This window comes from Streptomyces hainanensis, assembly GCF_004348415.1.
Taxonomy (GTDB): domain Bacteria; phylum Actinomycetota; class Actinomycetes; order Streptomycetales; family Streptomycetaceae; genus Streptomyces; species Streptomyces hainanensis.
Genome location: NZ_SMKI01000010.1, coordinates 1 through 23,793, shown reverse-complemented (window position 1 = coordinate 23,793; position 23,793 = coordinate 1). Strand labels below are relative to the sequence as shown.

At 74.8% G+C, this 23,793-nt stretch carries 21 protein-coding genes; 16 read left to right on the top strand and 5 right to left on the bottom strand.

Features of this window, described 5'->3' with window-relative positions:
* Positions 1–2: 2 nt before the first annotated feature.
* Entirely contained in the window at positions 3–1,481 is a 1,479-nt protein-coding gene (locus E1283_RS01825; RefSeq protein WP_243744538.1) for a sialidase family protein, read from the bottom strand.
* 263 nt (positions 1,482–1,744) lie between these two features.
* On the opposite strand from E1283_RS01825, the gene E1283_RS01820 reads away from it, so the two are divergent.
* The 6 genes from E1283_RS01820 (at position 1,745) to E1283_RS01795 (ending at position 8,614) form a co-directional block, all read left to right on the top strand.
* Positions 1,745–2,578 (top strand): IclR family transcriptional regulator, encoded by an 834-nt coding sequence (locus E1283_RS01820; protein ID WP_132815835.1) that lies wholly within the window; start codon positions 1,745–1,747, stop codon positions 2,576–2,578.
* Positions 2,579–2,676: 98 nt separating this feature from the next.
* Entirely contained in the window at positions 2,677–4,971 is a 2,295-nt protein-coding gene (locus E1283_RS01815; RefSeq protein WP_165955974.1) for a CaiB/BaiF CoA-transferase family protein, read from the top strand.
* 31 nt (positions 4,972–5,002) lie between these two features.
* Complete coding sequence (locus tag E1283_RS01810; protein ID WP_132815831.1) at positions 5,003–5,776, top strand: enoyl-CoA hydratase/isomerase family protein; 774 nt, start codon at positions 5,003–5,005, stop codon at positions 5,774–5,776.
* A 146-nt stretch (positions 5,777–5,922) separates the two neighbouring features.
* Positions 5,923–6,798, top strand: a complete 876-nt coding sequence (locus E1283_RS01805; protein ID WP_132815829.1) for an alpha/beta fold hydrolase — start codon at positions 5,923–5,925, stop codon at positions 6,796–6,798.
* Positions 6,795–7,649: an alpha/beta fold hydrolase gene (locus E1283_RS01800; protein ID WP_132815827.1), complete on the top strand. Its 855-nt coding sequence runs from the start codon at positions 6,795–6,797 to the stop codon at positions 7,647–7,649. Before E1283_RS01805 ends, E1283_RS01800 begins: the two co-directional genes overlap by 4 nt.
* Complete coding sequence (locus E1283_RS01795; RefSeq protein WP_132815825.1) at positions 7,649–8,614, top strand: quinone oxidoreductase family protein; 966 nt, start codon at positions 7,649–7,651, stop codon at positions 8,612–8,614. The genes E1283_RS01800 and E1283_RS01795 overlap by 1 nt, the downstream gene beginning before the upstream one ends.
* Here the strand turns inward: E1283_RS01795 and E1283_RS01790 are convergent.
* Entirely contained in the window at positions 8,583–10,154 is a 1,572-nt protein-coding gene (locus E1283_RS01790) for an AMP-binding protein (protein ID WP_132815823.1), read from the bottom strand. The genes E1283_RS01795 and E1283_RS01790 overlap by 32 nt on opposite strands.
* Before the next feature lie 174 nt (positions 10,155–10,328).
* Between E1283_RS01790 and E1283_RS01785 the strand changes: the two genes are divergently transcribed.
* The 10 genes from E1283_RS01785 to E1283_RS01740 all read left to right on the top strand — a co-directional run bounded on the left by E1283_RS01785 (position 10,329) and on the right by E1283_RS01740 (position 20,210).
* On the top strand, positions 10,329–11,558 hold the full coding sequence (locus tag E1283_RS01785) for a Rieske 2Fe-2S domain-containing protein (protein ID WP_132815821.1): 1,230 nt from the start codon (positions 10,329–10,331) through the stop codon (positions 11,556–11,558).
* 115 nt (positions 11,559–11,673) lie between these two features.
* Positions 11,674–13,047 carry a M20 family metallopeptidase gene (locus E1283_RS01780; protein ID WP_243744537.1) on the top strand — a complete coding sequence of 458 codons (1,374 nt, stop codon included), beginning with the start codon at positions 11,674–11,676 and terminating at the stop codon, positions 13,045–13,047.
* On the top strand, positions 13,044–13,994 hold the full coding sequence (locus E1283_RS01775) for a DODA-type extradiol aromatic ring-opening family dioxygenase (RefSeq protein WP_132815820.1): 951 nt from the start codon (positions 13,044–13,046) through the stop codon (positions 13,992–13,994). The genes E1283_RS01780 and E1283_RS01775 overlap by 4 nt, the downstream gene beginning before the upstream one ends.
* On the top strand, positions 13,991–14,794 hold the full coding sequence (locus E1283_RS01770; protein ID WP_132815818.1) for an IclR family transcriptional regulator: 804 nt from the start codon (positions 13,991–13,993) through the stop codon (positions 14,792–14,794). The genes E1283_RS01775 and E1283_RS01770 overlap by 4 nt, the downstream gene beginning before the upstream one ends.
* Positions 14,795–14,874: 80 nt before the next feature.
* A complete protein-coding gene (locus E1283_RS01765) occupies positions 14,875–15,927 on the top strand; it encodes an NAD(P)/FAD-dependent oxidoreductase (protein ID WP_132815816.1) in 1,053 nt (350 codons plus the stop codon).
* Between the two features lies 1 nt (position 15,928).
* Entirely contained in the window at positions 15,929–16,264 is a 336-nt protein-coding gene (locus E1283_RS01760; protein WP_132815814.1) for an indolepyruvate ferredoxin oxidoreductase subunit alpha, read from the top strand.
* Positions 16,261–17,073, top strand: coding sequence for a 2-keto-4-pentenoate hydratase (locus E1283_RS01755; protein WP_132815813.1), 813 nt, complete (start codon positions 16,261–16,263; stop codon positions 17,071–17,073). Before E1283_RS01760 ends, E1283_RS01755 begins: the two co-directional genes overlap by 4 nt.
* Complete coding sequence (locus tag E1283_RS01750; protein WP_132815811.1) at positions 17,070–18,029, top strand: acetaldehyde dehydrogenase (acetylating); 960 nt, start codon at positions 17,070–17,072, stop codon at positions 18,027–18,029. Before E1283_RS01755 ends, E1283_RS01750 begins: the two co-directional genes overlap by 4 nt.
* Positions 18,026–19,051 carry a 4-hydroxy-2-oxovalerate aldolase gene (gene dmpG / locus E1283_RS01745; protein ID WP_132815809.1) on the top strand — a complete coding sequence of 342 codons (1,026 nt, stop codon included), beginning with the start codon at positions 18,026–18,028 and terminating at the stop codon, positions 19,049–19,051. Before E1283_RS01750 ends, dmpG begins: the two co-directional genes overlap by 4 nt.
* Before the next feature lie 226 nt (positions 19,052–19,277).
* On the top strand, positions 19,278–20,210 hold the full coding sequence (locus tag E1283_RS01740) for an NADP-dependent oxidoreductase (RefSeq protein WP_132815807.1): 933 nt from the start codon (positions 19,278–19,280) through the stop codon (positions 20,208–20,210).
* A 25-nt stretch (positions 20,211–20,235) separates the two neighbouring features.
* On the opposite strand, the gene E1283_RS01735 is transcribed toward E1283_RS01740, so the two are convergent.
* The 3 genes from E1283_RS01735 to E1283_RS01725 form a co-directional block, all read right to left on the bottom strand.
* The gene (locus E1283_RS01735; RefSeq protein WP_132815805.1) at positions 20,236–21,159 is read right to left on the bottom strand and encodes a sugar phosphate isomerase/epimerase family protein; all 924 of its coding nucleotides are present in this window, start codon (positions 21,157–21,159) and stop codon (positions 20,236–20,238) included.
* A gap of 219 nt (positions 21,160–21,378) precedes the next feature.
* Positions 21,379–22,488, bottom strand: a complete 1,110-nt coding sequence (locus tag E1283_RS01730; protein WP_132815803.1) for a Gfo/Idh/MocA family protein — start codon at positions 22,486–22,488, stop codon at positions 21,379–21,381.
* 152 nt (positions 22,489–22,640) lie between these two features.
* Positions 22,641–23,633, bottom strand: a complete 993-nt coding sequence (locus tag E1283_RS01725) for an Lrp/AsnC family transcriptional regulator (protein WP_132815801.1) — start codon at positions 23,631–23,633, stop codon at positions 22,641–22,643.
* Positions 23,634–23,793: the final 160 nt, after the last annotated feature.

Sequence of the window (23,793 nt, the reverse complement as noted above, 5' to 3'; positions counted from 1 at the left end):
GGTCAGCGCACCCCGAGCCGGCGGAACTCGATCCGCTCGTAGGGGCCCTCGTCGCCCGTCTCGTACAGCACGCCGACCGTGTCGTCGTCCAACTCGACCAGGTCCGAGTAGGCGGCGGGCAGCGCGGAGAGCGTGATCACCCGGGTGAAGGACGTGCCGTCGTCGTCGCTGCGCCAGACCGTGAGGGCCTCGCGGCTGCTCGGGTTCGACGGGCCCGAGAACAGCAGCGGCGCGTCGTCGTCGCCGGCCGGCCGCAGCACGCTGCCCTGCACCACCGGCACGTCGTTCAGGCTCTCCTGGATGGCGAAGGTGCCGCCCTCCAGGCTCTCGCCGCCGTCCGTCGAGAAGGCGTCCGCCCGGTTGCCGACGCTGGTGCCGTGCTGGTCGCGGGCGCTGAAGTAGACGCGGCCGTCCGGGAGTTCGGCGGCGGACGACTCGTTGGAGTTGATCACGCCCTCGTAGTCGGCGTCGACGTAGCCGACGCGCCAACTCCGGCCGCCGTCGTCGCTGATCAGCGCGTGCGAGCCGTAGTACCTGGGCTCCTTGCCGGTGTCGGCCGAGCCGTCCGGCGGCGCGGCCGAGTGGTTGGCCGGCACCACGAGCCGCCCGGCGTGCGGCCCCTCGGCGAGCGCCAGCGCGTGCCCGGGACCGGTGGCGTACCAACGCCAGTCGTCCGCCTTGACGTCCTCGGTGATCTCCCGCGGGTCGCTGAACGAGCGGCCGTCGTCGTCGCTGTACTGCACGAACACCCGCCGGCTCTGCTCGGGCGTCACCACGCCCCTGACGATCTCGTCCTCGGTGACCTCGCCGCTGTTGTAGCAGGTGAGCAGCACGACCCGGCCGGACTCCGGGTCGATCACCGGCGCCGGATTGCCCCGGGTGTCCCCGTCGCCGTGCGCGACCACGTCCATCGGGCCCCAGGTGCGGCCGCCGTCACGGGAACGCCGCACGACGACGTCGATCTCGCCGCTGTCACCGGCCCCGTCGACCCGCCCCTCGGCGAACGCCAGCACCGTGCCGTCCTGCGTGGTGATGGCGGCCGGCACCCGGTAGGTGTCGTAGCCGCCCTCGCCCGACACGAACGGCACGGACGACACCCGCTCGGGCCCCGACGCCTCGGCCGACCCACCACGCCCGGTGGTGAGGGCCGTGGCCGGTGCGGACGACGCGTCGATGACGATCGAGGACTTCGGCTGAGCGGCTGTCAGGAGGCAGTGGCCGGACTCCTCGGCGCATCTCCCCATGCCCTCGACGTGGGACTCGCGCCCGTCGTCGCTCACCACGTGGCGGCGACCCGCGGAGTCGTCGGCGGCCGCGTCGGTCGTCCTCGCCGCCGGGGCGCTGCCGAACATCGAATGCGCCACAGCCGGGACGTGGTGGGGCAGCAACCCGGTCGTCTCGCTGCTGTAGACGCACGCCAGCAGCGCCATGATGGCCAGCAGGGCGGCTGGCGAGGCACACCTGGCGAGGACGCGGCGCATGGAGGGAATGGTAGCCACCCGACTCCCCACCTCGGGAGAGTGCGCCGACCGGCCCTCGATGGTGGCGTGTTCACGCGGTGATCTGATGTTTACACGGGGATTCCCGGACGAAACGTCCCGTTGATCCACTTTCCGTGTCCGTCCGTGGAAGTCATGGTCACCAGGGGGTGTTCGTGGGCCTTTGTCCCTGGTTCACTGCCGGTGACGTCCGGGGGGCCGGCCACCTGTACGGACGGCCGGGCAGCGGAGTGAGGAGAACACCGATGGTGGCAGACGCCGACGAGGAGACCGAACGCCCCAACTCCGTCCTGGGCAAGGCGCAACTGCTGCTCGGCGCGTTCGAGTCCGGTCCCTTCCAGCTCCGGCTGACCGAGCTGAGCAGGCGCTCCGGGGTGCCGAAGGCGTCGGCCTACCGGCTCGCGCAGGAGCTCGTGCGGTGGGGCCTGCTGGAGCGCCGGGGCGAGTCGTACCAGCTCGGCATCCGGATGTTCGAGCTGGGCGAGCGGGTCCTCGCCTCCGCGTCGCTGCGGGCCGTCGCGCGCCCGCCGCTCACCGACCTGTACACCAGCACCCGCGCCACCATCCACCTCGCCGTGCTCGACGGGACGCACGTCCTCTACCTGGAGAAGATCGCCGGCCGGGCCAACATCCACAGCCACTCGCAGATCGGCGGGCGGCTGCCGGCCTGGTGCACCGCGACCGGGAAGGTGCTGCTCGCCGGGTCGCCGGCCAGCCGGCAGCAGGTGGAGCGGCTCGCCGAGTCCGGGCTGCCGTCACTGACCGAGCGGACCGTCGTCTCCGCCGACGCGCTCCGGCGGCAACTCGCCGTCGTCGCCGAGCGGGGCTTCGCCCTGGAGGCCGGGGAGACCCTGTCCGGCTACGGCAGCCTCGCCGTGCCCGTGATCGGGGAGGACGGCACCGTGCACGCGGCCGTCTCGGCCACGGCACCCGTGGCCCAGGTCACGGCACAACGCCTGCTGCCCCCACTGCGCGCCACGGCGGCCGGCATCGCGCGGGCGATGGACCGGCGCCCGCCCGCCGCACCGACGACGACACGAAGGGCCACCGCCGGCTCCCCGGGCCGCGCGCCGCTCTGACGACGTTCCGCCGGCGGTCTGATGAGCGGAACGTGCCGCTGGCCGAGCGCCCCGCACCGGGCGAGGGTGAGGCGGTGCGACACGCTCGAGGAGGAACCGTGCTGGTAGGGCGCCCTGTGCCGTTGCGCGTGCTCGATCTCACCGACGAACTCGCCTTCCACGGCGCTCGCTCGCTGGTGGGGCTCGGGGCCGACGTCCTGCGGATCGACCCCGGTGACGGGGCGGCGCCGGCGGAGCGGACGCACTGGCACGCGGGGAAGCGCTGGACACCGGCACGCGACCCGGCCGAGCTGGACGGACTGGCCGCCGGCGCCGACATCGTGCTGGAGAGCGGCCCCTTCGCCACCCTGCGCGGGCTGCGCGCGGACGGCACGTCGCGCTGGCCGCACGCGGTGCACGTGGTCGTGACGCCCTTCGGGCTCACCGGGCCACGGCGCGACTGGGCGGGCGACGACCTGGTCCTGGCCTCGGCCGGCGGGATGACCTGGCTCGGCGGCCGGCCCGACGGGCAGCCGAAACCGCCGCCCCGCGAACAGGCGCTCGGGGTGGCCGGCGCCCACGCCGCGATCGGCGCGCTGCTCGGCGTGCTCTCCGGCACCGGTCAACTCGTCGACGTCTCCGTGCAGGAGGCGACCGCCGCCACCCTGGAGACCGGCGCCGTCGCCTGGATCCACGCCGGCCGCCACCCGGTGCGCAACGGCGGGGTGTACGAGCACGTGGCGCACCGGATCTTCGAGGCCGTGGACGGCCACGTGGCCGGCGGCTACTCCGGCAGCGACCGGATGTGGACGGACCTGCTGGCGTGGCTCGTCGAGGTCGGCGAGGCGGACGACCTCGACGACGAGCGCTGGGGCGACGCCGCCTTCCGATGGCGCGGCCGCCCGCACGTCGACGCGATCGTGGCCCGGTTCGCGGCCCGGCGGACGGCCGCCGGGATCGCCGAGGGCGGCCGGGCCCGCGCCCTCCCGTGGGCCGAGGTCGTGGCGCCCGAGCGGTTGCCGGACAACCCGCAACTGCGGGACCGCGGCTACTTCGTGACGGTCGTCGGCGACGGGCTGCCGGCCGGCGGGGTCGAGGACGTCGGCTTCCCCTGGTCGCCAAGGCCCCGGCCGGTGACGCTCGACGCCGTGCACGAGGCGCCCCCGGCGGCGCCCTGGCGCCACGGGCGGCCGCGCGGACTTCGGGCGCGGAGCGGCGCCCGCCCGCTGAGCGGGGTGCGGGTACTGGACCTCACCTGGGTGCTGGCCGGCCCCTACGCGACCAAGCAACTCGCCGAACACGGCGCGGACGTGATCAAGATCGAGTCCCGGCACCGGCAGGACCCCACCAGATTCGCCCCGTCCATGCGGCTGCGCCCGGACGCCGGACCCGACGACAGCGGCTACTTCCTCAACTTCAACCGGAACAAGCGGAGCGTCGCGCTCAACCTCCGCACCCCCGAGGGACAGCGGCTGCTGCGCGACCTGGTGCCGCACTGCGACGTCGTCGTGGAGAACTTCAGCCCCGGGGTGCTCGCCCGGTGGGGCATGGACCACGCCAACCTGCGGAAGCTCAACCCGGACGTGATCCTCGTGTCGATGGCCGGCGTCGGCGGGACCGGGCCCTGGCGCGACGCCGTGACCTTCGCCGACACGCTCGCCGCGATGTCCGGCCTGTCCAGCGAGACCCGCGACCCGGGCGGCCCGCCGCAGGGCCTGACCTTCGGGCTCGGCGACATGGTCGCGGCCAACGCCGCCGTGCTCGCCGCCCTCGACCTGCTGGCCGAGGGCCGGGGCGGGCACGTCGACCTCTCCCAACTGGAGGCCATGGCGGCGACGATGGGGCCGGCCGTCCTCGAACCGGCGCTCGGCCGGCCGGGACCCGACCCGCGCACCGCCGAGCACCCGAACCGCTCGCCCCGCGCCGTGCCGCACGGCGTCTACCCGGCGGCCGGGGACGACCGCTGGGTGGCGATAGCGGTGCGGGACGACGCGGGGTGGCGTGCCCTCACCACGCTCGTCGACCTGCCGGGCGACGGCGACCTGGCGACCCGCCGCGCCCACGAGGACGCGATCGACACCGCGCTTGCCGCCTGGACCCGGGGCCAGGACGCCGCCGCGCTGGCCGCCCGACTCCAGGCCGAGGGCATCGCCGCCGCGGTCGTGGCGACCGGCCGCGACCTGGTCGAGGCCGACGAACAGCTCGCCGCCCGCGGCTTCTACCAGGAGCTCGACCATCCCCTCACCGGGCCGGTCCGCCACGAGGGCGTCGTGGCCCGGCTGGCGGCCACGCCGGGCGCGCTCACCGCCCCGGCGCCGCTGCTCGGCCAGCACACCACCGCCGTGCTGCGGGAGTTGCTCGGGCTGAGCGAGGAGCGGTGCGCGCAGCTCGCGGCCGCCGGCGTGCTGGAGTGACCGAGAGAAGCAGTGAACGAGGAGGCTCCCCATGACGGTTTCGGTGCTCGACGTGGTCCGCGACGGCGCGGTGGCCACCCTCCGGATCGACCGGCCCAAGGCGAACGCCGTCGACCCGGCGATGATCGAGGAGTTCCTCGCCGTCCTGCCGCCCCTGGTGGCCGACCCGACGGTGCGCTGCCTCGTCGTCACCGGCACCGGCCGGTTCTTCGTCGCGGGCGCCGACATCGCCGTGATGCGGGACCTGTCGGACGAGAACCAGGCCAGGATGCGGCGCTGGATCGACGTGCAGCGGGTGCTCGAACTCGCGCCGAAACCCGTCGTCGCCGCCATGAACGGGCACGCCCTGGGCGGCGGCGCCGAGCTGTCGCTCGCCTGCGACCTGCGGATCCTGCACGCCGACGCCACCTTCGGCTTCCCCGAGATCGCCCTCGGCCTGTTCCCCGGCGCCGGCGGCAGCCAGCGGCTGCCCCGGCTGGTCGGGCCCCACCTGGCGAAGCGGCTCATGATCGAGGGCGAACGGCTCACCCCCGGGCGGGCGTGGGAGCTCGGCCTGGTCGACGTCGTCGCCGGCGCCGCCGAGTTCGACGCCGTGGTCGCCGAGCACGCCCACCGCCTCGCCGCGAAGCCCACCGCGGCCATCGGGCTGCTCAAGCGGGTCGTCGACGAGGGCTTCGGGCTGCCCGTCGAGGAGGCGCTGCGCCGCGAGGAGAAGGGCGTCCGGGAGCTGACCAGGACCGCCGACGCCGCCGAGGGCCTCCAGGCGTTCCTCGACAAGCGCGCCGCGGCCTTCACCGGCCGCTGACCGCACCGGCGCCGACCCGCCGACCTGCCGCGCCGGCGCCGACCCGCCGCGCCGGCAGTCCGCCCAGCGGACCTCCGTCCTGGCCTCCGGCGCCGGCCGGTGGTGGGCTCTGCCGGGCAGGACGCCGCAGCGACGGAAGGACCCGCATGACAGCACCACCGGAGAGCCACTACGCCGACGGCGGCGGAATCCGCTACCACTACCACGACCTCGGCGCCGGCCCCGACGCGATCTTCCTGCACGGCGGCGGCCCGGGCTGCACGGCGTGGAGCGACTTCGGCCCGGTCGCCCCGCTGTTCGCGGCCGACCGGCGCTGCCTGCTGGTGGACATCCAGCAGTACGGCAGGTCGGAGAAGTCCCGCATCGAGGGGCCGATGTGGGACCACCACGCCGCGAAGACCGTCGGCCTGATGGACACCCTGGGCGTGGACCGCGCCGACCTCGTCTGCAACTCCTGGGGCGGCACCATCGCCCTCGCCCTCGCCGCGAGGTACCCGGACCGGGTCCGCTCGCTGGTGGTCACCGGCAGCATGCCCGTCTTCCACGGCCCGCTCGCCCCGCTCCCCGAGGGCGGTCGCCGCGGCCGCAACGCGCGCGACGTCTACTACGGCGGCGAGGGCCCGACCCGCGAGAAGATGCGCGAGCTGATCACCCGCCTCGAGTGGTACGACGGCGCGAAGCTGCCCGAGGAGACCCTCGACCTGCGGTACGAGCAGAGCCTCGACGAGGGCGAGCGCGCGCTCGCCGCCATGTCCGACTCGCCCCGCGGCGACTGGCAGGACCTCACCGAGGAGCTGGCGCGGATCCAGGCGCCCACCCTTTTCGTCTGGGGCATGCACGACGCGTTCCTCACCCCGGACTACCCGCTGATGCTCGCCCGCATGGTGCCGAACGGAAACCTGCACGTGATGGACCACGTCTCGCACCACCCCCAGGAGGAACGCCCGGCGGCGTACCACGCCGTGGTCACCGGCTTCCTCGACTCGATCGCCCCCCGTCACACCCCGGAGCACCGCCCGTGAGCATCTGGACCGAACTGAGCCCGACCCCCTTCCGCGTCGAGTACGTCGACGCGGGCGGCGTGCGCACCCGCACGCTGCGCGCCGGCGATCCGCAGGCGCCGGCCGTCGTCTTCCTGCACGGCACCAGCGGCCACCTGGAGGCGTTCACCCGCAACATCGGCGCCCACGCCGAGTTCGACCTGCACGCCGTCGACATGCTGGGCCACGGCTACACCGGCAAGCCGAACCGGCCCTACGAGATCGCCGACTACGTCGCACACCTGCTGGACTACCTGGACGCCGTCGGCGTCCGGGCCGCCCACATCGTGGGGGAGTCCCTCGGCGGCTGGGTCGGCGCGCGGGCCGCGATCGACAGCCCGCAGCGCGTCCTGAGCCTGCAACTGCTGTGCTCCGGCGGCACCGTCGCCAACCCCGCGATCATGGAGCGGATCCGCACCAGCACCAGGAACGCCGTGGCCAGCGACGACGTCGACCTCACCCGCGGTCGGCTGCGGCTGCTGATGGCCGACGACGCCGACGCCACCGAGGAGTTGGTCGAGGTCCGGCACGCGATCTACCACCAGCCCGACTTCGTGGCCAACGTCGACAACCTGCTGTCCCTCCAGGACATGGAGCGCCGCCAGCGCAACCTGCTGCGGCCCGAGCAGCTGGCCGGGATCGTCCAGCCCACCCTCATCGTGTGGGGCAGGCAGAACCCGTTCGGCGAGGTGCCGGAGGCCGCCGCGATGCACCAGGCGATCCCCGGTTCCCGGTTGGAGCTCTTCGACGCCTGCGGGCACTGGCCGCAGCACGAGCAGGCCGAGCGGTACAACGCGCTCAGCCTCGCCTTCCTGCGCGGGGCGGTGGCCTGATGCGGGCGGCCAGGTTCCACGCCTGGGGCACCCCGCCGGTGCTCGACGAGGTGCCGGAGCCGGCCAGGGAGGCCGGCCAGGTGCTGGTGGCCGTGCAGGCCGCCGGCGTCGCGCACCTCGACGTCAGCGTCGCCTCCGGCGCCTTCGGGATGAGGCCGAACCTGCCCTACGTCGGCGGCGTCGAGGGCGCGGGCGTCGTGCTGGAGGCCGACGCGGGCGACGCCGACTCCGGGCTCGCGCCCGGCACCCAGGTCCTGCTGCGCGGCGCCGGCCTCGGCCTGCTGCGGGACGGCACCTGGACCGAGCGGGTCAGCGTGCCCCGCAAGGCCGTCACGCCACTCGCCGCGCCGCTGCCCCCCGAGGTGGCGGCCAGCTTCTTCGTCCCCGCCACCACCGCCCACGTCGCGCTGCACGACGTCGGCAGGGTGGCGAAGGGCGAGGAGGTCATCGTCGTGGGCGCGGCAGGCGCGGTCGGCTCGATGGTCGCGCAGCAGGCGCTGGCCGCCGGCGCCACGGTGCTCGGCGTGGTGGGCCGTGCCGAACAGGTGGCCCGGGTGCCCGAGGGCGTCGAGGCCGTCGACGGAACCGACCCGGCGGCGGCCGGCCGCCTGGCGGCGGTCCGCTCGGCCTCGCTGCTGGTCGACACGCTCGGCGGCGCCGACCTGGTCGGCCGCAGCCGGTGGGTGCGGCAGGGCGGCCGCGCGGTGGTGATCGGCTACGTGGCGGGGCCGCGGGTCGAACTCGACCTGCCGTCCTGGCTGCTGGACGACGTCGCGCTGCTGCCGGTGAACATGATCAGGCAGGAGCGTCGCGCGCGGGAGGTGTCCGCGGAACTCGTCCGCCGGCTGGCGGCCGGCGAACTCCGGCTCCCCGTCGAGACGTTCGACCTGGCCGACACGGCCGCGGCGCTCGACGCGCTGCGGGCCGGCCGGGTCAGGGGCCGGGCGGTCGTCCGCCCGACGTGACCGACGTGACCGACGCGACGGGCGCCGCGGCCGCGCGGTCCCAGGTACCGACGGTGACCCCGCGTTCCCGCAGCGCCGACTTGCGGACCTTGCCGGTCTCGGTGAGCGGCAACGCGGGCACCGCCTCGATGTACCGGGGCACCGCGAACGCGGGCAGCTCCCGCGCGCAGTGCCGCGCCAGCTCCGCCGGGTCAAGCACCCGGCCGGGGCGCGGCACGACCGCGACCATGACCTCGTCCTCGGCCAGCTCGGACGGCACAGGGAACGCCGCGACCTCGACCACCGCCGGGTGGGAACGGACCGCCGACTCCACCTCGTGGGAGGAGATGTTCTCGCCCCGGCGCCGGATGACGTCCTTGATCCGGTCGACGAAGCGGAACCAGCCGTCGGGCTCGCGGACCACCCGGTCGCCGGTCCGGCGCCAGGCTCCGGCCGGCTCCGGCGGGTGCCCCAGGTAGCCGGTCGCGAAGGCGTGCTCCCGGTCGCTGCGGACGAGGAGTTCGCCGGCCGTCCCGTCGGGCACGGGGGCCAGCGTCTCGTCCACCACCCGGGCCGCGAAGCCCGGGCGCACGGTGCCCATCAGGCCGGGGCGGGACTCCTCGGGCGTGGCGCCGATCACCAGGTTCGTCTCCGTGGAGCCGAAGCCGTCGACCAGGGTGACGCCGAACCGCTCCCGGAACGGCCCCCACGCCGGCCCGGGGGTGGCCGGCGACAGGCCGCGCCGCACCCGGTGGGCCCGGTCCCCGGGACCCGGCGGCCGGGCCAGCAGCATGGGCACCATCGCCCCCAGCAGATAGACCACCGTCGCCTCGGCCTCGGCCACCCGCGACCAGTACCGGGAGGCGGAGAACCGCCCGTCGAGCACGCAGCTCGCGCCGACCGTCATGGCCTGCGCCAGCATGTTGACGGCGTTGGTGTGGAACAGCGGCAGGCAGCTGTACAGCACGTCGTCGGCGGTGAGGCGCAGCGCCTCCGAGACGGCCAGGCCCCACCAGGCGAACTGCGCCTGCGGGCAGCGCACGCCCCGGGAGGGACCGGTGGTGCCCGAGGTGAAGAGCACCGCGGCGGTGTCCCCCGGCCGCACCTGGCCGGCGGCCACCGGCTCGGCCGCGCCGGCCCGCGGCGCGTCCGCGTCGCCCACCACCCAGGCCGTGCCCCGGTAGCCGACCGAGCGGGCCCGTGCCACCAGCGGCGCCTCGCCGTAGAGGAACGGCGGTTGGGCCACGTCGAGGGCGTGCCGCAGCGAGCCGCCGACGAGAGCGGTGTTGAGCGGCACCGCGACCGCGCCGAGCCAGGCGCAGCCCAGGATCAGGTCGACCAGCTCGATCCGGTTCGACATCAGCGCCGCGACCCGGTCGCCGGGCCGGCAGCCGCGGGCCGCGAGCGCCCCGGCCATGCCCGCGGCGGCCGTTCTCGTCGCCGCGTAGTCGCGCGTCACCCCGCCGAGGCGCAGGAAGGGCCGCTCGCCGAAGCGTTCGGCCGCCGTCTCGACGAGCTCGGGCACGGTGGCCGCCGGGGCCGGGGATTCCAGGTGCGCCATGTGCGGATGCTGCCTCGCGTCGGGGCCGCGATCAAGTGCCCGGTCTGCTCAGCGGTACCTCCCGGGGGTCGGACCGGCCCTCCCGGTCTGTTCAACGGAACAGGCACGTAGGCGAACCGCCGCCCGCCACCGATGCTCGACGCCAGGAACCGAGAGCGCAGGAGGTCACGCACGATGACGACGGGTGAACGCCCACTCGCCTCCACGGGCCGGGCCCGTGCGGGGCGCGCCCCGGCGGAGGCGCCCGGCCGGCAGGACTGGACGTCGTGGCCGCACTACGACGGGGCGGCCGAGGGCTTCCGCGGCTACTGGTACCCGGCGACCTGGTCGAGCCATGTCACCGACAAGCCGCGGCCGTTCACGATCTGCGGCGAGCGGATCACCCTGATCCGCGACGCCGGCACGGCCTACGCCCTGCACGACCGGTGCCCGCACCGGGGCGTGCCGCTGTCCGAGGGCGACCAGCAGTTCCCGGGCACCGTGAGCTGCCCCTACCACGGCTGGACCTTCGACCTGCCCACCGGCAGGCTCGCCGCCGTCATCACCGACGGCCCCGGCTGCCGACTGGTCGGCAAGGTCGCGGTGCGCACCTACGCCGTCGAGGAACGCCTCGGCATGGTCTGGGTGTACATCCCGCTGGCCGACGAGGAGCCGCACCCCGTCGACTCGCAGCTGCCCGAGGAACTGGTCGACAACCCGTTCGTGATGGGCGGCCGCATCGAACCGCGCGGCGGCAACTGGCGGTTCGCCTGCGAGAACGGCTTCGACGAGGGGCACGCCAAGTACCTGCACCGCACGGCCCTGTGGCGGCTGTTCAAGCCCATGCCGACCTGGAACATCACCCGGATCGTGCCGCGCGACCGGTGGATCTACCGCGTCCAGGACGAGGTGCACTGGGAGGCGGACTTCCCCGGCGTCGGGCGCTGGTCCAACAAGCGGTGGTGGAAGAAGCGGCCGCCCAGGGAGACCTTCAACATCGGCAACACCGGGAAGGCCGACACGGTCGACCCGACGATCGAGGCCCAGGAGTTCCCCGGCTTCGCCTCGCTGTCGATGCCGGGCGTGCTGCGCATCGCCTACCCCAAGTTCATCCACTACGAGTTCTACGTGCCGGTCGACGCGGACCACCACCGCTACGTCGGCGTGATGGTCAACTTCACCGAGGGCTGGGAGACCCTGCGGTTCTACGCCAAGTACCTGGGCGCGATCCGCTGGCTCTTCCACGGCCAGTTCTCCGCCCAGGACGCCTGGATGGTCGACGTCACCGACGCGCCGCCGGAGAAGCTCTACCGCCCCGACATCTCGCTGACCGCCTGGCGGAACCTCAGCGAGGAGGAGTACGGCGGGAAGCTGGCCGCCGTCGGCGCGAAACCCCAGGCACCCACCGACGAGAAGAAGGCCTGACCATGCCGCGCATCCTCCTCGCCCTGCTGGCCGGCGTCCTGATCGCCGTCGGCGTCCCGCTCGCCAGGCGGCGCCTCGCGCGCACCACCATGACCCAGGTCCACAGGATCAACCAGTGACCGCCGACGGCCCGGACGAGCCCGACGGCCTGGCCGGGCTCGACGACCGGCGGCGCGCCTGGGTCGCCGAGGCGTGGCGGCACGTCACCGCCGACCGGCTGCGCGAGCTGGTCGTCGGCCTGGTCGACGTGCCGAGCCCGACCGGCGACGAGGCGCCGCTCGCCGAGCACATCGCCGCCACCCTGACCGCCGCCGGCTGCCGCGCCCGCACCCAGCCGCTCGACGACCTGCAGGCCAACGCCTGGGCCAGGCTCGACGGCGACGGCACCGGGCCCGACCTCATGCTCTACGCGCCCATCGACACCCTGACGGTGGGCGACGAGCGCGAGGACCTGCCCTGGATCGGCCCCGAGCTGCGCGAGGACATGCGGCCGCGTGCCACCGTCGTCGACGACGACCTGGTGACCGGCCTCGGCGCCTCCAACCCGAAGGGCCACGCCGCCTGCGTGATGATGGCCGCCGAGGCGGTCGCCCGCGCCGGCGTCCCGCTCACCGGCGACCTGGTCGCCGCGTTCGGCGCCGGCGGCATGCCCACCAACGCCCGGCCCCTCGGCGCCCGGGCCAACACCGGTCAGGGTGTGGGCTGTTCGTTCCTGCTGGAACAGGGCGTGTGGACCGACTACGCGGTCATCGCCAAGCCCGGCTGGACGGTCTCCTGGGAGGAGGTCGGCCTGGTCTGGTTCGAGGTCACCGTCCGTGGCACCCACACCTACGTCGGCTCGCGCCACCGGCTGCCGTACGACAACGCCGTCGCCCGGGCCGGCGAGGTCGCCCGCCACCTGGAGGAGTGGTTCGCCGAGTACGCCCGCCGGCACACCGTCGGCACGGTCGCCCCGCAGGGCGTCGTCGCCTCGGTGCGCGGCGGCTGGCCCCGGACGGCGGCCGTCACCCCGGCCGCCTGCACCCTCGTGGTGGACCTGCGGATCGGCCCCGACACCACCCCCATGCGGGCCAAACGGGAGTTCACCGCCGCCCTCAGGGCGCTCGCCGACGCGCGGCCCGGCCTCGACGTCACCGCCGAACTGGTCCTCGCCATCCCCGGCACGCGCACCGACCCGGGCAGCTGGATCCTCCGCAGCGCGGCGGCCGGCTGGGAGGCGTTCGAGGGGCGCCCGCACGAGGTCGTCCTCGGCAACAGCGGCGCCACCGACGCCAACATCCTGCGCGGCCGCGGCATCCCCACCGTGCGGGTCGGCATGCCGAAGGTCCCCCAGGAGCGGGCGCCGTTCCCGATCGACTTCGCCCGGGGGATGAACACCGTCTCGGTCGCGGCCATGGCGAAGCTGACGCGCCACCTGATCCGCACGGCCGTCGACACCGTCACCCGGTCGCGCACCGAACTCGAAGGACCGGAGGGAGCAGCCGCATGACCGAGATCGTCCTGGGCGTGGGCGCCTCGCACAGCACGCTGATGAACACCCACTGGGAGGAGACCTTCCACCGGGACCGGGCCGAGCGGTTCCGCGACGCGCTCGGCGCGGCGCGCGACGCGCTCGCCGCGGCCCGCCCCGACACGGTGGTCCTCGTCGGCTCCAACCACTTCCGGGGCTTCTGGCTCGACCTGATCCCGGCGTTCACCCTCGGCGTCGGCGAGTGCGTCGCCAACGGCGAGTCGGGCACCCCTGGGGGCCCGCAGCCGGTGGACGTGGAGCTGGCCAGGCACATCGCCGACTCGCTGGTGGAGAGCGGCCGCTTCGACATCGCCTTCTCGGCCAGGCTGCGGATCGACCACGGCCAGTCGCACGCCATCCAGTACCTGCTCGACGGCCTCGACGTGGAGATCGTGCCGCTGGTGGTCAACATGTTCGCGCCGCCGCTGCCGACCCTGGAGCGCTGCGAACGGCTCGGCGCGGCCGTCAGGGACGCCGTGCTGGCGTTCCCCGGCGACCGGCGGGTCGCCGTGATCGGCTCCGGCGGCCTCTCGCACCGCCTGCCCTGGCCCGACTGGCGCGACCCGCACGGCGACGACGAGGAGTTCATGGTCGGCGCCTGGCTCGACGGCCGGGAGAACTCCCGCGCGTACGACGCCCGCCGCCGCGAGATCATCCGGGCCGCCGAGGCCGCCATCTCGCCCGGGTTCGACGAGGAGTTCCTGACCCGCCTCGAACACGGCGAGCTGCGCCGCCTCACGTCGCTCAGCACCGCCGAGATCGAGGAGGCCGCCGGCAACGGGGCGCAGGAGGTGCGGTCCTGGCTGCTGATGGCGGCGCTGCTCGACCACGCCCCGGGCCGGCGCCTCGCCTACGAGCAACTGCCCGAGTGGCTCACCGGGATGGCCGTCGCCGTCGTCGACCCGGCGCGGGGGACGGAGCCGTGACGGTCACCACGCTCCACCCCGCCGAACACGACGACCCGGACTCGGCCCCGGCCCCGGACCCGGCATCGGACCCGACGAACTCGGTGCTCGGCAAGGTGCGGCCCATCCTGGAGGCGTTCACCGCCGACGACGCCGCGCTCTCCCTCGCCGAGCTGGTGCGCCGCACCGGGGTGGCCAAGGCCACCGTGTACCGCCTCGCGCAGGAACTGGTGCTCTGGGGGCTTCTGGAACGAGCGGGATCCGGCTACCGGCTCGGGCTGCGGCTCTTCGAGATCGGCCAGCGCGTGCACCGGCAGCGGGTGCTGCGCGAGGCGGCCCAGCCGTACATGGAGGACCTGCTGCTGGTCACCCGCGAGACCATCCACTTCGCCATCCACGACGGCCTCGACGTGGTCTACCTGGAGAAGATCTACCCGCACCGCGGCCTCAACGAGGAGTCCAGGGACGGCGGTCGGCTGCCGCTGTACTGCACGGCCACCGGCAAGGCGATCCTGGCCTACTCGCCGGGCTCGCTGTTCGCCGCCGTGGTCGGCGACGGGCTGCGCCGCGTCACCTGCCACACCGTCACCTCGCCCGGCCGGCTCCGCGCCCAGCTGGAGCGGGTGCGGGCGGAGGGCTTCGCCGTCGAGGCCGAGGAGGTGCGCCTCGGCTACGTCAGCATGGCGGTGCCCGTCTTCAGCGGCCAGAACGTCCTCGTCGGCGCCCTGTCCGTCACCGCCCCCGGCTACCGGATGGACGCCTCCTCGCACGCCGCGGCGCTGCGTACCGCGGCCCTGGGGATCGGCCGGGCGCTGCGGTGATCCGGGGCCGGGAGGGAACGTCCTGCTCACCGGAACGATCCGGTGGGTCGGCGCCGTGGGCGTCCCTACGCTCCGGGGCCATGAGTGTTCTCCCCGACGTGCCGACGAGCACGGACGCGCCGGCCCCGACCGAGGCGGCCCCGACCGAGGCGGCCGCGATCGAGACGGACGTCCTGATCGTCGGCGCCGGCCCCGCCGGCCTCTACGGCGCCTCCTACGCGGGCTTCCGCGGCCTGCGGGTCGCGGTCATCGACGTCCTGCCCCAACTCGGCGGCCAGGTCAGCGCGATGTACCCGGAGAAGCCCATCTTCGACATCGCCGGGTTCCCCGCGGTGCGCGGCCGCGACCTGGTGGCCAACCTGGTCGCCCAGGCCGACCCCTACGGCCCCCGCTACCTCCTCGGCCAGCGGGCCGTCGAACTGTCCCACGGGCCCGACGGCCGCCCGGTCGTGGTCGGCGACCGGGGGACGACGATCGTCGCCGGGGCCGTCGTGATCACCGGCGGCGTCGGCACGTTCACGCCGCGGCCGCTGCCGGCCGGCGAGGCGTACCTCGGCCGCGGCCAGGTCTACTTCGTGCCCGACCCGGCCGCCCACGCCGGCGAGGACGTGGTGGTGGTCGGCGGCGGGGACAGCGCCTTCGACTGGGCGGCCACCCTCTTCCCGATCGCCCGCTCGGTCACCCTGGTCCACCGCACCGGCCGCTTCCGGGCGCACCGGGCGACCGTGGAGAAGGTCCGCGGCCTCGGCGTCGAGATCGTCACCGACTCCGAGGTCGCCGCGCTGCACGGCGCCGCCAGGCTGGAGCGGGTGACGGTCAGGCACCGGACCACCGGCGCCACCCGGACGCTGCCGGCGCACACCGTCGTCGCCGCCCTCGGCTTCGTCGCCGACCTCGGCCCGATCCAGCGCTGGGGCCTCGCCCTGGCGGCCCGCCGGATCGCCGTGGACACCCGGATGGCCACCAACCTGCCGCGCGTCTTCGCCGCCGGGGACATCACGGACTACCCGGGCAAGGTGCGCCTGATCTCCGTGGGGTTCGGCGAGGTCGCCACCGCCGTGAACAACGCGGCCACCGTCATCGACCCGGAGGCCGCCCTGTTCCCCGGGCACTCCACCGAGAAGGAGAACTGACATGGCCTACGTCATCGGCGCGGACTGCGTCGACGTCATGGACCGGTCCTGCGTCGAGGAATGCCCCGTCGACTGCATCTACGAGGGCGGGCGCAAGCTCTACATCAACCCGGTGGAGTGCATCGACTGCGGCGCCTGCGAGGTGGCCTGCCCCATGGAGGCCATCACCGTGGACCGGAAGGCCGACCCCGAACTCCGGGCCGACAACCGCCGCTTCTTCGAGGAACCGCTGCCCGGCCGGGACGCCCCGCTCGGCCTGCCGGGCGGCGCGGGACCCCTCGGACCGCTGGGCGTGGACACCCCGTTCGCCGGCGCGCTGCCCGGCGCCGCCCGATGACCGCGACCGGGGTCGCGGCGGAGGTCGCGGCGGCCGCCGACGCGCTGTGGGAGGCCGCCCGTACCGGCACCCCGTGCCCGCCGGTGCGGGCGCTGCTGCCCGAAGGCGACCTCGAGGCCGCCTACGCCGTGCAGCGGCTGAACGTGGCACGCGGCACCGCCGCCGGGCGGCGCCTCGTCGGCCGCAAGATCGGCCTGACCTCGCCCGCCGTCCAGGCCCAACTCGGCGTCGATCAACCCGACTTCGGGGCGCTCTTCGCCGACATGGCGATCCCCGAGGGCGGCACCGTGCCGGCCGGCCGGCTCATCCGGCCCAAGGCGGAGGCGGAGATCGCCCTCGTCCTGGGCGCCGACCTGCCGCACCGCGACTGCACGGTGGTCGACGTGCTCCGCGCGACCGAGTTCGCGCTGCCCGCGCTGGAGATCGTCGACAGCCGCAACGCCGACTGGGACATCACCATCGTCGACACGGTCGCCGACAACGCCTCCAGCGGCCTGTTCGTCCTCGGCGGCACCCCGGTGCCGCTGACCCGCCTCGACGCGCGCGGCGCCCGGATGACGATGACCCGGCGCGGCGTGGCCGTCTCCGAGGGGACCGGCGCCGACTGCCTCGGCAGCCCGCTGAACGCCACCGCCTGGCTCGCCTCGACCCTGGCCGGCGCGGGCGATCCGCTGCGGGCCGGCGACCTCGTCCTGACCGGCGCCCTGGGGCCGATGGCACCCGCCGCCCCCGGCGACAGGTTCGAGGCCCGCATCAGTCAACTCGGCAGCGTCGCCGTCGAGTTCGCCACGGAGGGAGACCACGCATGAGCGCCCGCACCAGGGTCGCCGTCATCGGCTCGGGCAACATCGGCACCGACCTCATGATCAAGGTGCTGCGGCTCTCGGAGCGCCTGGAGATGGCGGCGATGGCCGGCATCGACCCCGACTCCGACGGCCTCGCCCGCGCCCGCCGCCTCGGGGTGGCCACCACCCACGACGGCATCGGGGGGCTGGTCGCGCTCGACGAGTTCGCCGACGTCCGGATCGTCCTCGACGCCACCTCGGCCGGCGCCCACCGCCGGCACGACGAGGTGCTGCGCGGCCTCGGCCGCACCGTCGTCGACCTCACCCCGGCCGCCCTCGGCCCCTACGTGGTGCCGCCGGTGAACCTCGAAGCCCACCTGGGGAGTCCCAACGTCAACATGGTCACCTGCGGCGGTCAGGCCACCATCCCCGTGGTGGCCGCCGTCTCCGCCGTGACCCCCGTGCACTACGCGGAGATCGTCGCCTCCATCGCGTCCCGCTCGGCGGGACCCGGCACCCGGGCCAACATCGACGAGTTCACCGAGACCACCGCCGCCGCCATCGAGACGGTCGGCGGCGCGGCCCGGGGCAAGGCGATCATCGTCCTCAACCCGGCGGAACCGCCGCTCGTCATGCGGGACACCGTGCACTGCCTCGTCGGGGAGTGCGACGAGGCGGCCGTCACCGCCTCGATCGAGGCGATGGTCGACCGGGTGCGGGCCTACGTGCCCGGCTACCGCCTCAAGCAGCGGGTGCAGTGCGAACGGATCGCCGCCGACGACCCGCTGCGGGCACTGCTGCCCGCCGCCGCCAGGAACGCCGAGGCGCCCGTGAAGGTGTCGGCGTTCCTCCAGGTCGAGGGCGCGGCCCACTACCTGCCTGCCTACGCCGGCAACCTCGACATCATGACCTCGGCCGCGCTCCGCACCGCGGAGCGGCTGGCCGGGCACCACGCCCCCGAGGAGGAGGCAGCCAGGTGACCACCGCCGACCTCTACATCCAGGACGTCACCCTCCGGGACGGCATGCACGCCGTCCGGCACCGCTACACCGTCGAACAGGCCCGCACCATCGCCGCCGCGCTGGACGCGGCCGGCGTCCGCGCCATCGAGATCGCGCACGGCGACGGCCTGTCGGGCTCCGGCGTCACCTACGGCGTCGGCGCCCACACCGACTGGGAGTGGATCGAGGCCGTCGTCGAGGCCACGAGCGACGCGATTCCCACCACCCTGCTGCTGCCCGGCATCGGCACCCTCCGCGACCTGCGGCGGGCCCACGCCCTCGGCATCCGCTCGGTGCGGATCGCCACCCACTGCACCGAGGCCGACATCGCCGCCCAGCACATCGCGGCCGCCCGCGACCTCGGCATGGACGTCGCCGGGTTCCTGATGATGTCGCACCTGGCCGAGCCGGCCGAACTGGCCCGCCAGGCCAAGCTCATGGAGTCCTACGGCGCGCACTGCGTCTACGTCACCGACTCCGGCGGCCGGCTCACCATGGACGGGGTGCGGGACCGCTTCCGCGCCTACCGCGACGTGCTATCGCCCGACACCGAGCTCGGCATCCACGCCCACCACAACCTGGGCCTCGGCGTGGCCAACAGCGTGGTAGCCGTCGAGCACGGGGTCACCCGGGTCGACGCCTCCCTGGCGGGCCAGGGCGCGGGCGCCGGGAACTGCCCGTTGGAGGCGTTCGTCGCGGTCGCCGACCTGATGGGCTGGGACCACGGCTGCCAGCTGTTCCCCCTGATGGACGCGGCCGACGACCTGGTCAGGCCGCTCCAGGACCGGCCCGTGCGCGTCGACCGGGAGACCCTGAGCCTCGGCTACGCGGGGGTCTACTCCAGCTTCCTGCGCCACGCCGAGGCCGCCGCCGCCCGCCACGGCCTCGACACCCGGGCCATCCTCGTCGAGGTCGGCCGCCGCGCCATGGTCGGCGGCCAGGAGGACATGATCACGGACGTCGCGCTCGACCTGGTGGCCCGGGAGGCGGACCGCCCCTGACGGCCGACCCGCGGCACGGCTACGCCGCCACCCCCTGCGTCGACGCCCTCACCGCGCCCGGCCGGGTGGCGGCGCCGCGCCCGGCCGATGTCGGCGTCGCCGTGGTGCGGTGTGGGGGGCGTGGTCGCCCGGAGCCGGAGGGGGGACCCCGCGCACGCCGCTCCCGTTTCGCTGACCGGTTCGCCGCGCGCGCGGAATCGGCGGGCCGCCGGTTAGCGTCGGTGCCATGTCTCTCGCCTACTGCTTCACCGCCTACGGCGGCCCCGACGTCCAGCGGTTCCTCGACGTGACCGTGCCCGCCCCGGGCCGCGGCGAGGTGCTGGTCCGGGTGCACGCCGCCGGCGTCAACCCCGTCGACTGGAAGGTGCGCGCCGGCATGCACCGCTCCTTCCTGCCCCTGGTGCTGCCCGCGGTGCTCGGCCGCGAGGTCGCCGGCGTCGTGGTGCGGACCGGCCCCGAGGTGGTCGACCTCGCCGTCGGCGACCGGGTCTTCGGCGCCACGGTCGGCGGCAGCGGCGGCTACGCCGAACTGGCCCTGCTGCCGGCCGGACGATCGGCGCCGATGCCGGCCGGGGCGACGTTCCCCGACGCGGCGGCGCTGCCCGTCGCGGCCGCCACCGCGCACGGCAGCCTGGCCCGCCTCGACGTCGCCCCCGGCGGAACGCTGCTGATCCTCGGCGCGGGCGGCGGCGTCGGCACCATGGCCACCCAGCTGGCGGTCCTGGCCGGGGTCACCGTCGTGGGCACCGCGAGCGCCGCGAAGCGCGCGGCCGTCGCCTCGCTCGGCGCCACGGTCGTCGCCTACGACGAGGACGACGTCGAGCCCCGGCTCGGGGAACTCCTGCCGGCCGGGGCCGACGCCGTCCTCGACCTGGTCGGCGGCGACGCGCTGCTGGGCGCCGCCGGCGTCGTCACCGACCGCACCCGGGTGCTCGGCGTCACCGGGGAGCCGCTGGCCACCCGGTTCGGCGCGGACCGCCTGGTGAACGTCGGCGACTCGGCGACGCTCTCGGCCCTCGCCGAACTCCTCGGCGACGGACGCCTCGACCCGCGCGTCCACCGGGTCTTCCCGTTCGCCGCGGCGGGCGAGGCGCTCGCCCTCGTCGAGTCGGGCCACGCGGCGGGCAAGGTGGTGATCGACGTCGCCGGCGACCGCTGACCGCGGGCGGCGGGGTGGGGCCGGGTCAGGCGGTGGCGCCGCCGCCGTAGCGGGCGTTCATCCACTCCGCCGACGCGATGGCGCACTCCAGCGGGTCGGCGATGGCGGGCCGGTCGACCTCGACCATCAGCCAGCCGGCGAAGTCGCCCGGCAGCGCGCCGAGGATGTCGGCCAACGGCAACTCGCCGCGGCCCGGCTCGGCCCACAGGCCCTCGACCACCGTCCGCTGGTAGTCCCAGCCCTCGGCCCGGCCGCGCTCGGCGACGCTCAGCCGGCAGTCCTTCACATGCACGAACGGCACCCGCTCCGCGTGGTCGGCGACGAGGGCCCGCACGTCCCCACCCGCCCAGGCGAGGTGCCCGGTGTCGGGCAGGAAGCCCAACTCCTCGGGGCCCAGGGCGCCCAGCACGGCACGCGCCTCGTCCTCGGTCTCGATCCAGGTGCCGACGTGCGGGTGGAGCGCCGGCCTGACCCCCTCGGCCCGCATCACCTCGGAGATCCGGCGGACCAGCTCCGTCACGGCGGCGAGCCGGCCCGCGTCGCTCTCGTGGCCCTGGGCCGGCCTGAGCACCCGGGGCGCCCCCTTCTTCATGCCCATGCCCAGACCGACGTCCGTCAGCCCCAGCTCGGCGTGGATCCGCGCGGCCTTCGCCGCGCTCTCCAGCACCTCGGCCTCCGTGCCGTCCCGGCCGTCGGAGCGACAGACGAAGTAGCCGGGTGCCAGGCTCAACCCGGTCTCGCCCACCGCGTCGCGGTACCGCTCCACCGACCAGTCCACCGGCACCTCCAGCATGACGGAGCCGAAGCCGGCCTGCCGGACCAGCGACAGCAGCTTCCCGCGCTCGGGGGCCGACGACGGGTCGAGCCAGCCGTCGTCCGTGGCCATCCAGTGGATCGGGTTGAGGGCGACGCGCGACGCCGGGAGCGAGCGGGATGACGGGCCGGACATGGGGTGTCCCTTCGGGTCGGCGAGCAGGTCCGGGAATCGTAGGCGCGGGCCAGCCGGGACGAGCAGGGTCGCGGTTCGGTAGCCGGACCCTCGGCGAGGTGCGCGCGGGAGCGCGTCGTGCCGCACGGGGACCCGCCGAGCACCGCGGGTTTCGCACCCGCTGCCCGATCGGGCCGCTCACCCGCCCGGGGCGGGCTCGTCTCAGCGATGGCGGCCGCGTCAGGCGGTGTACCGGGGCGCCGGACGTGCGCAGTCGCTCGCCAGCCGCACGACCCGGCCCTCCCGGGAGGCCGTCTCGACCGCGCACAGCGCCTCCAGGACGTGGAAGGCGAACGCGGCGTTCGCCCGGTGCGGTCCGCCCTCGACCGCGTCCGCGAGGTCGCGCACGCCGAGGCCGCGCCGGTGCTGCTCCCGGGTGTCGACGGCGCCGAACAGGTCGACCGCCGGCTCCAGCACGGTCCACTCGGCGTCGCCGTGCCGCCGCAGCCGCACGTCGCCGTCGAAGTTGTTCGGGTTGGGCAGCGAGAGGGTGCCCTCGGTGCCGTAGATCTCGATCCTGGGCAGTTCGGTGTCCCAGACGTCGAAGCTCATCAGCGCCGTGCCGATGACGCCGGAGGCGAAGGTGAGCACCGCCGAGGCGTGCGTGGGGACCTCGACCTCGATGGTGTCGACGGCCCGGTCGGGGGCGGTCACCGTCCGGACCGGCGCCCCGATCCGGGTCGCGGCGGTGACGCTCGCGATCGGGCCGAGGAGGTTCACCAGGATGGCCAGGTAGTAGGGGCCCATGTCCATGACCGGGCCGCCGCCGCGCTGGAAGAGGAAACGCGGATCGGGATGCCAGGTCTCGGCCCTGCTGTGGCTGATGAACGCGGACGCGCCGACGGGCGTGCCGACGAGCCCGTCGTCGACGGCCCGGCGTGCCGTCTGGCCGGCGCTGCCGAGGAACGTGTCGGGCGCCGAGCCGAGCACCCGCCCGCTCGCGGCGGCCGCGTCGAGGACGGCCCGGCCCTCCTCGACCGTGGTGCCGAGCGGCTTCTCGACGTAGACGTGCTTGCCGGCCTCCAGGGCCCGGACGATGGTGCGCGCGTGGTGCACCGGCGGGGTGAGGTTCACGATGATGTCGACCGACTCGTCGGCGTACAGCTCCGCGTCGTCTCCCCAGGCGGGGACGGCGTGCTCGACGGCGGCCCTCTCGGCCCGCGCCACGTCGATGTCGCCGACCCGCACGATGGGGAGTTCCGGGTAGCGCGCCATGCCGGCGACGTACCGGGCGAAGATGTTGCCGCTGCCGAGGATGCCGATCCGATGCGCGTGCCTGGCTGTGCCCATGGTCCCTCCGGATGGCGACGGATCGCCGCCGACGATGGCCCCGAGGGGCCGGGGTGAGCACCATAGGTCGGGCGTTCCGCGGCCGACGAGGCCGGCGGTCCACTGAGCAGAACGCGTTTCCCGAGCCGGCGGGACAGGGCCCGGGACAGGGCCTAACCGGCGGTGAACGGCACGTACCCGGTCAGCCGGCTGTCGTGGTCGATCACGTGGCCCATGCGTTTGGCGATGCGCGGCACCAGGCACCGGTCCGTGACGCGGGCCGCCGGGAACCGCTCCGCCAGCCGGCCCTCGATCTCGTCCAACTCGGTGAGGTCGCGCACGCACACCGTCGCGATCAGGTTGGCCGTGCCCGTCAGGCTGGAGCACCAGCGCAGCTGCGGGAAGCGGCGCAGGGTGGCCGCGACGTCGTCCAGCTCGCTCTGCGGGACGTCCAGCCAGAGCATCAGCTCCTCCCAGCCGCCGAGTTCGTGGCTGAAGTCGATGCGCCAGTTCACCCAGCTCGCCACCAGCAGCGTGTCCATGCCCCGGGAGACCGCCGACAGCGAGCGGCCGACGCGTCGTTGCAGCTCGGAGAGGGGGCGGCGGACGTCGTCGCCGATCGCGCCGATCAGCTCCAGCAGGCCCGGGTTGGGCCTCGGGTCGACGGCGGCGGACGGCAGCGTCGCCGCCACCGCACGGGCCTGGGCGGCGGTGAGGGCCTGCGGGCGCCAGTCGGAGCCCGCCTTGAAGAAGTGCCGCACGTAGCTCGTCTCCATCCGCCGCACCCCGGGCACCGGGCCGATGACCTGGTCCACGTAGCGGTCCACGGCGATCCGGTTCGGCAGGCTGACGGTGAGCACCAGGTCGCGCGCCCCCGACGTGCAGTGGATGCTCACCACCGGAGCCTCGTGGGAGAGCAGCCCGATGACGCGCTCCCGGCTGCCCGGCCGGCAGCGGATCTCGACCACCGCCGTCGCCAGGTCCTCCATCCGGTCGTTGACCGCGTGGAAGCAGCTCGACCAGGCCCGCCGCTCGCGCGTCACCCGGCTCCACCGGCGGGAGAGCGTGGACGGGTCGATCATCAGGATCTGCCCGAGACGCGCCCACGAGATACGCGGGCTGATCTGCAGCGCGTTGAAGATCGCGAAGTCCATGGCGTCGAACATGGCCAGAATCGTGCAGCGTGAGGGCCCAGGACGCAAATTCCCTGCGGACTGCTCCAGAAAATGGCGGATACACGGCACCCCTCGGCACACTGCCTCTCGCGGGCCTCGCCACCGACGCGAAGCCCCCCGCAGCAACGAGGCCCGGGGCCGACCCCCGCCC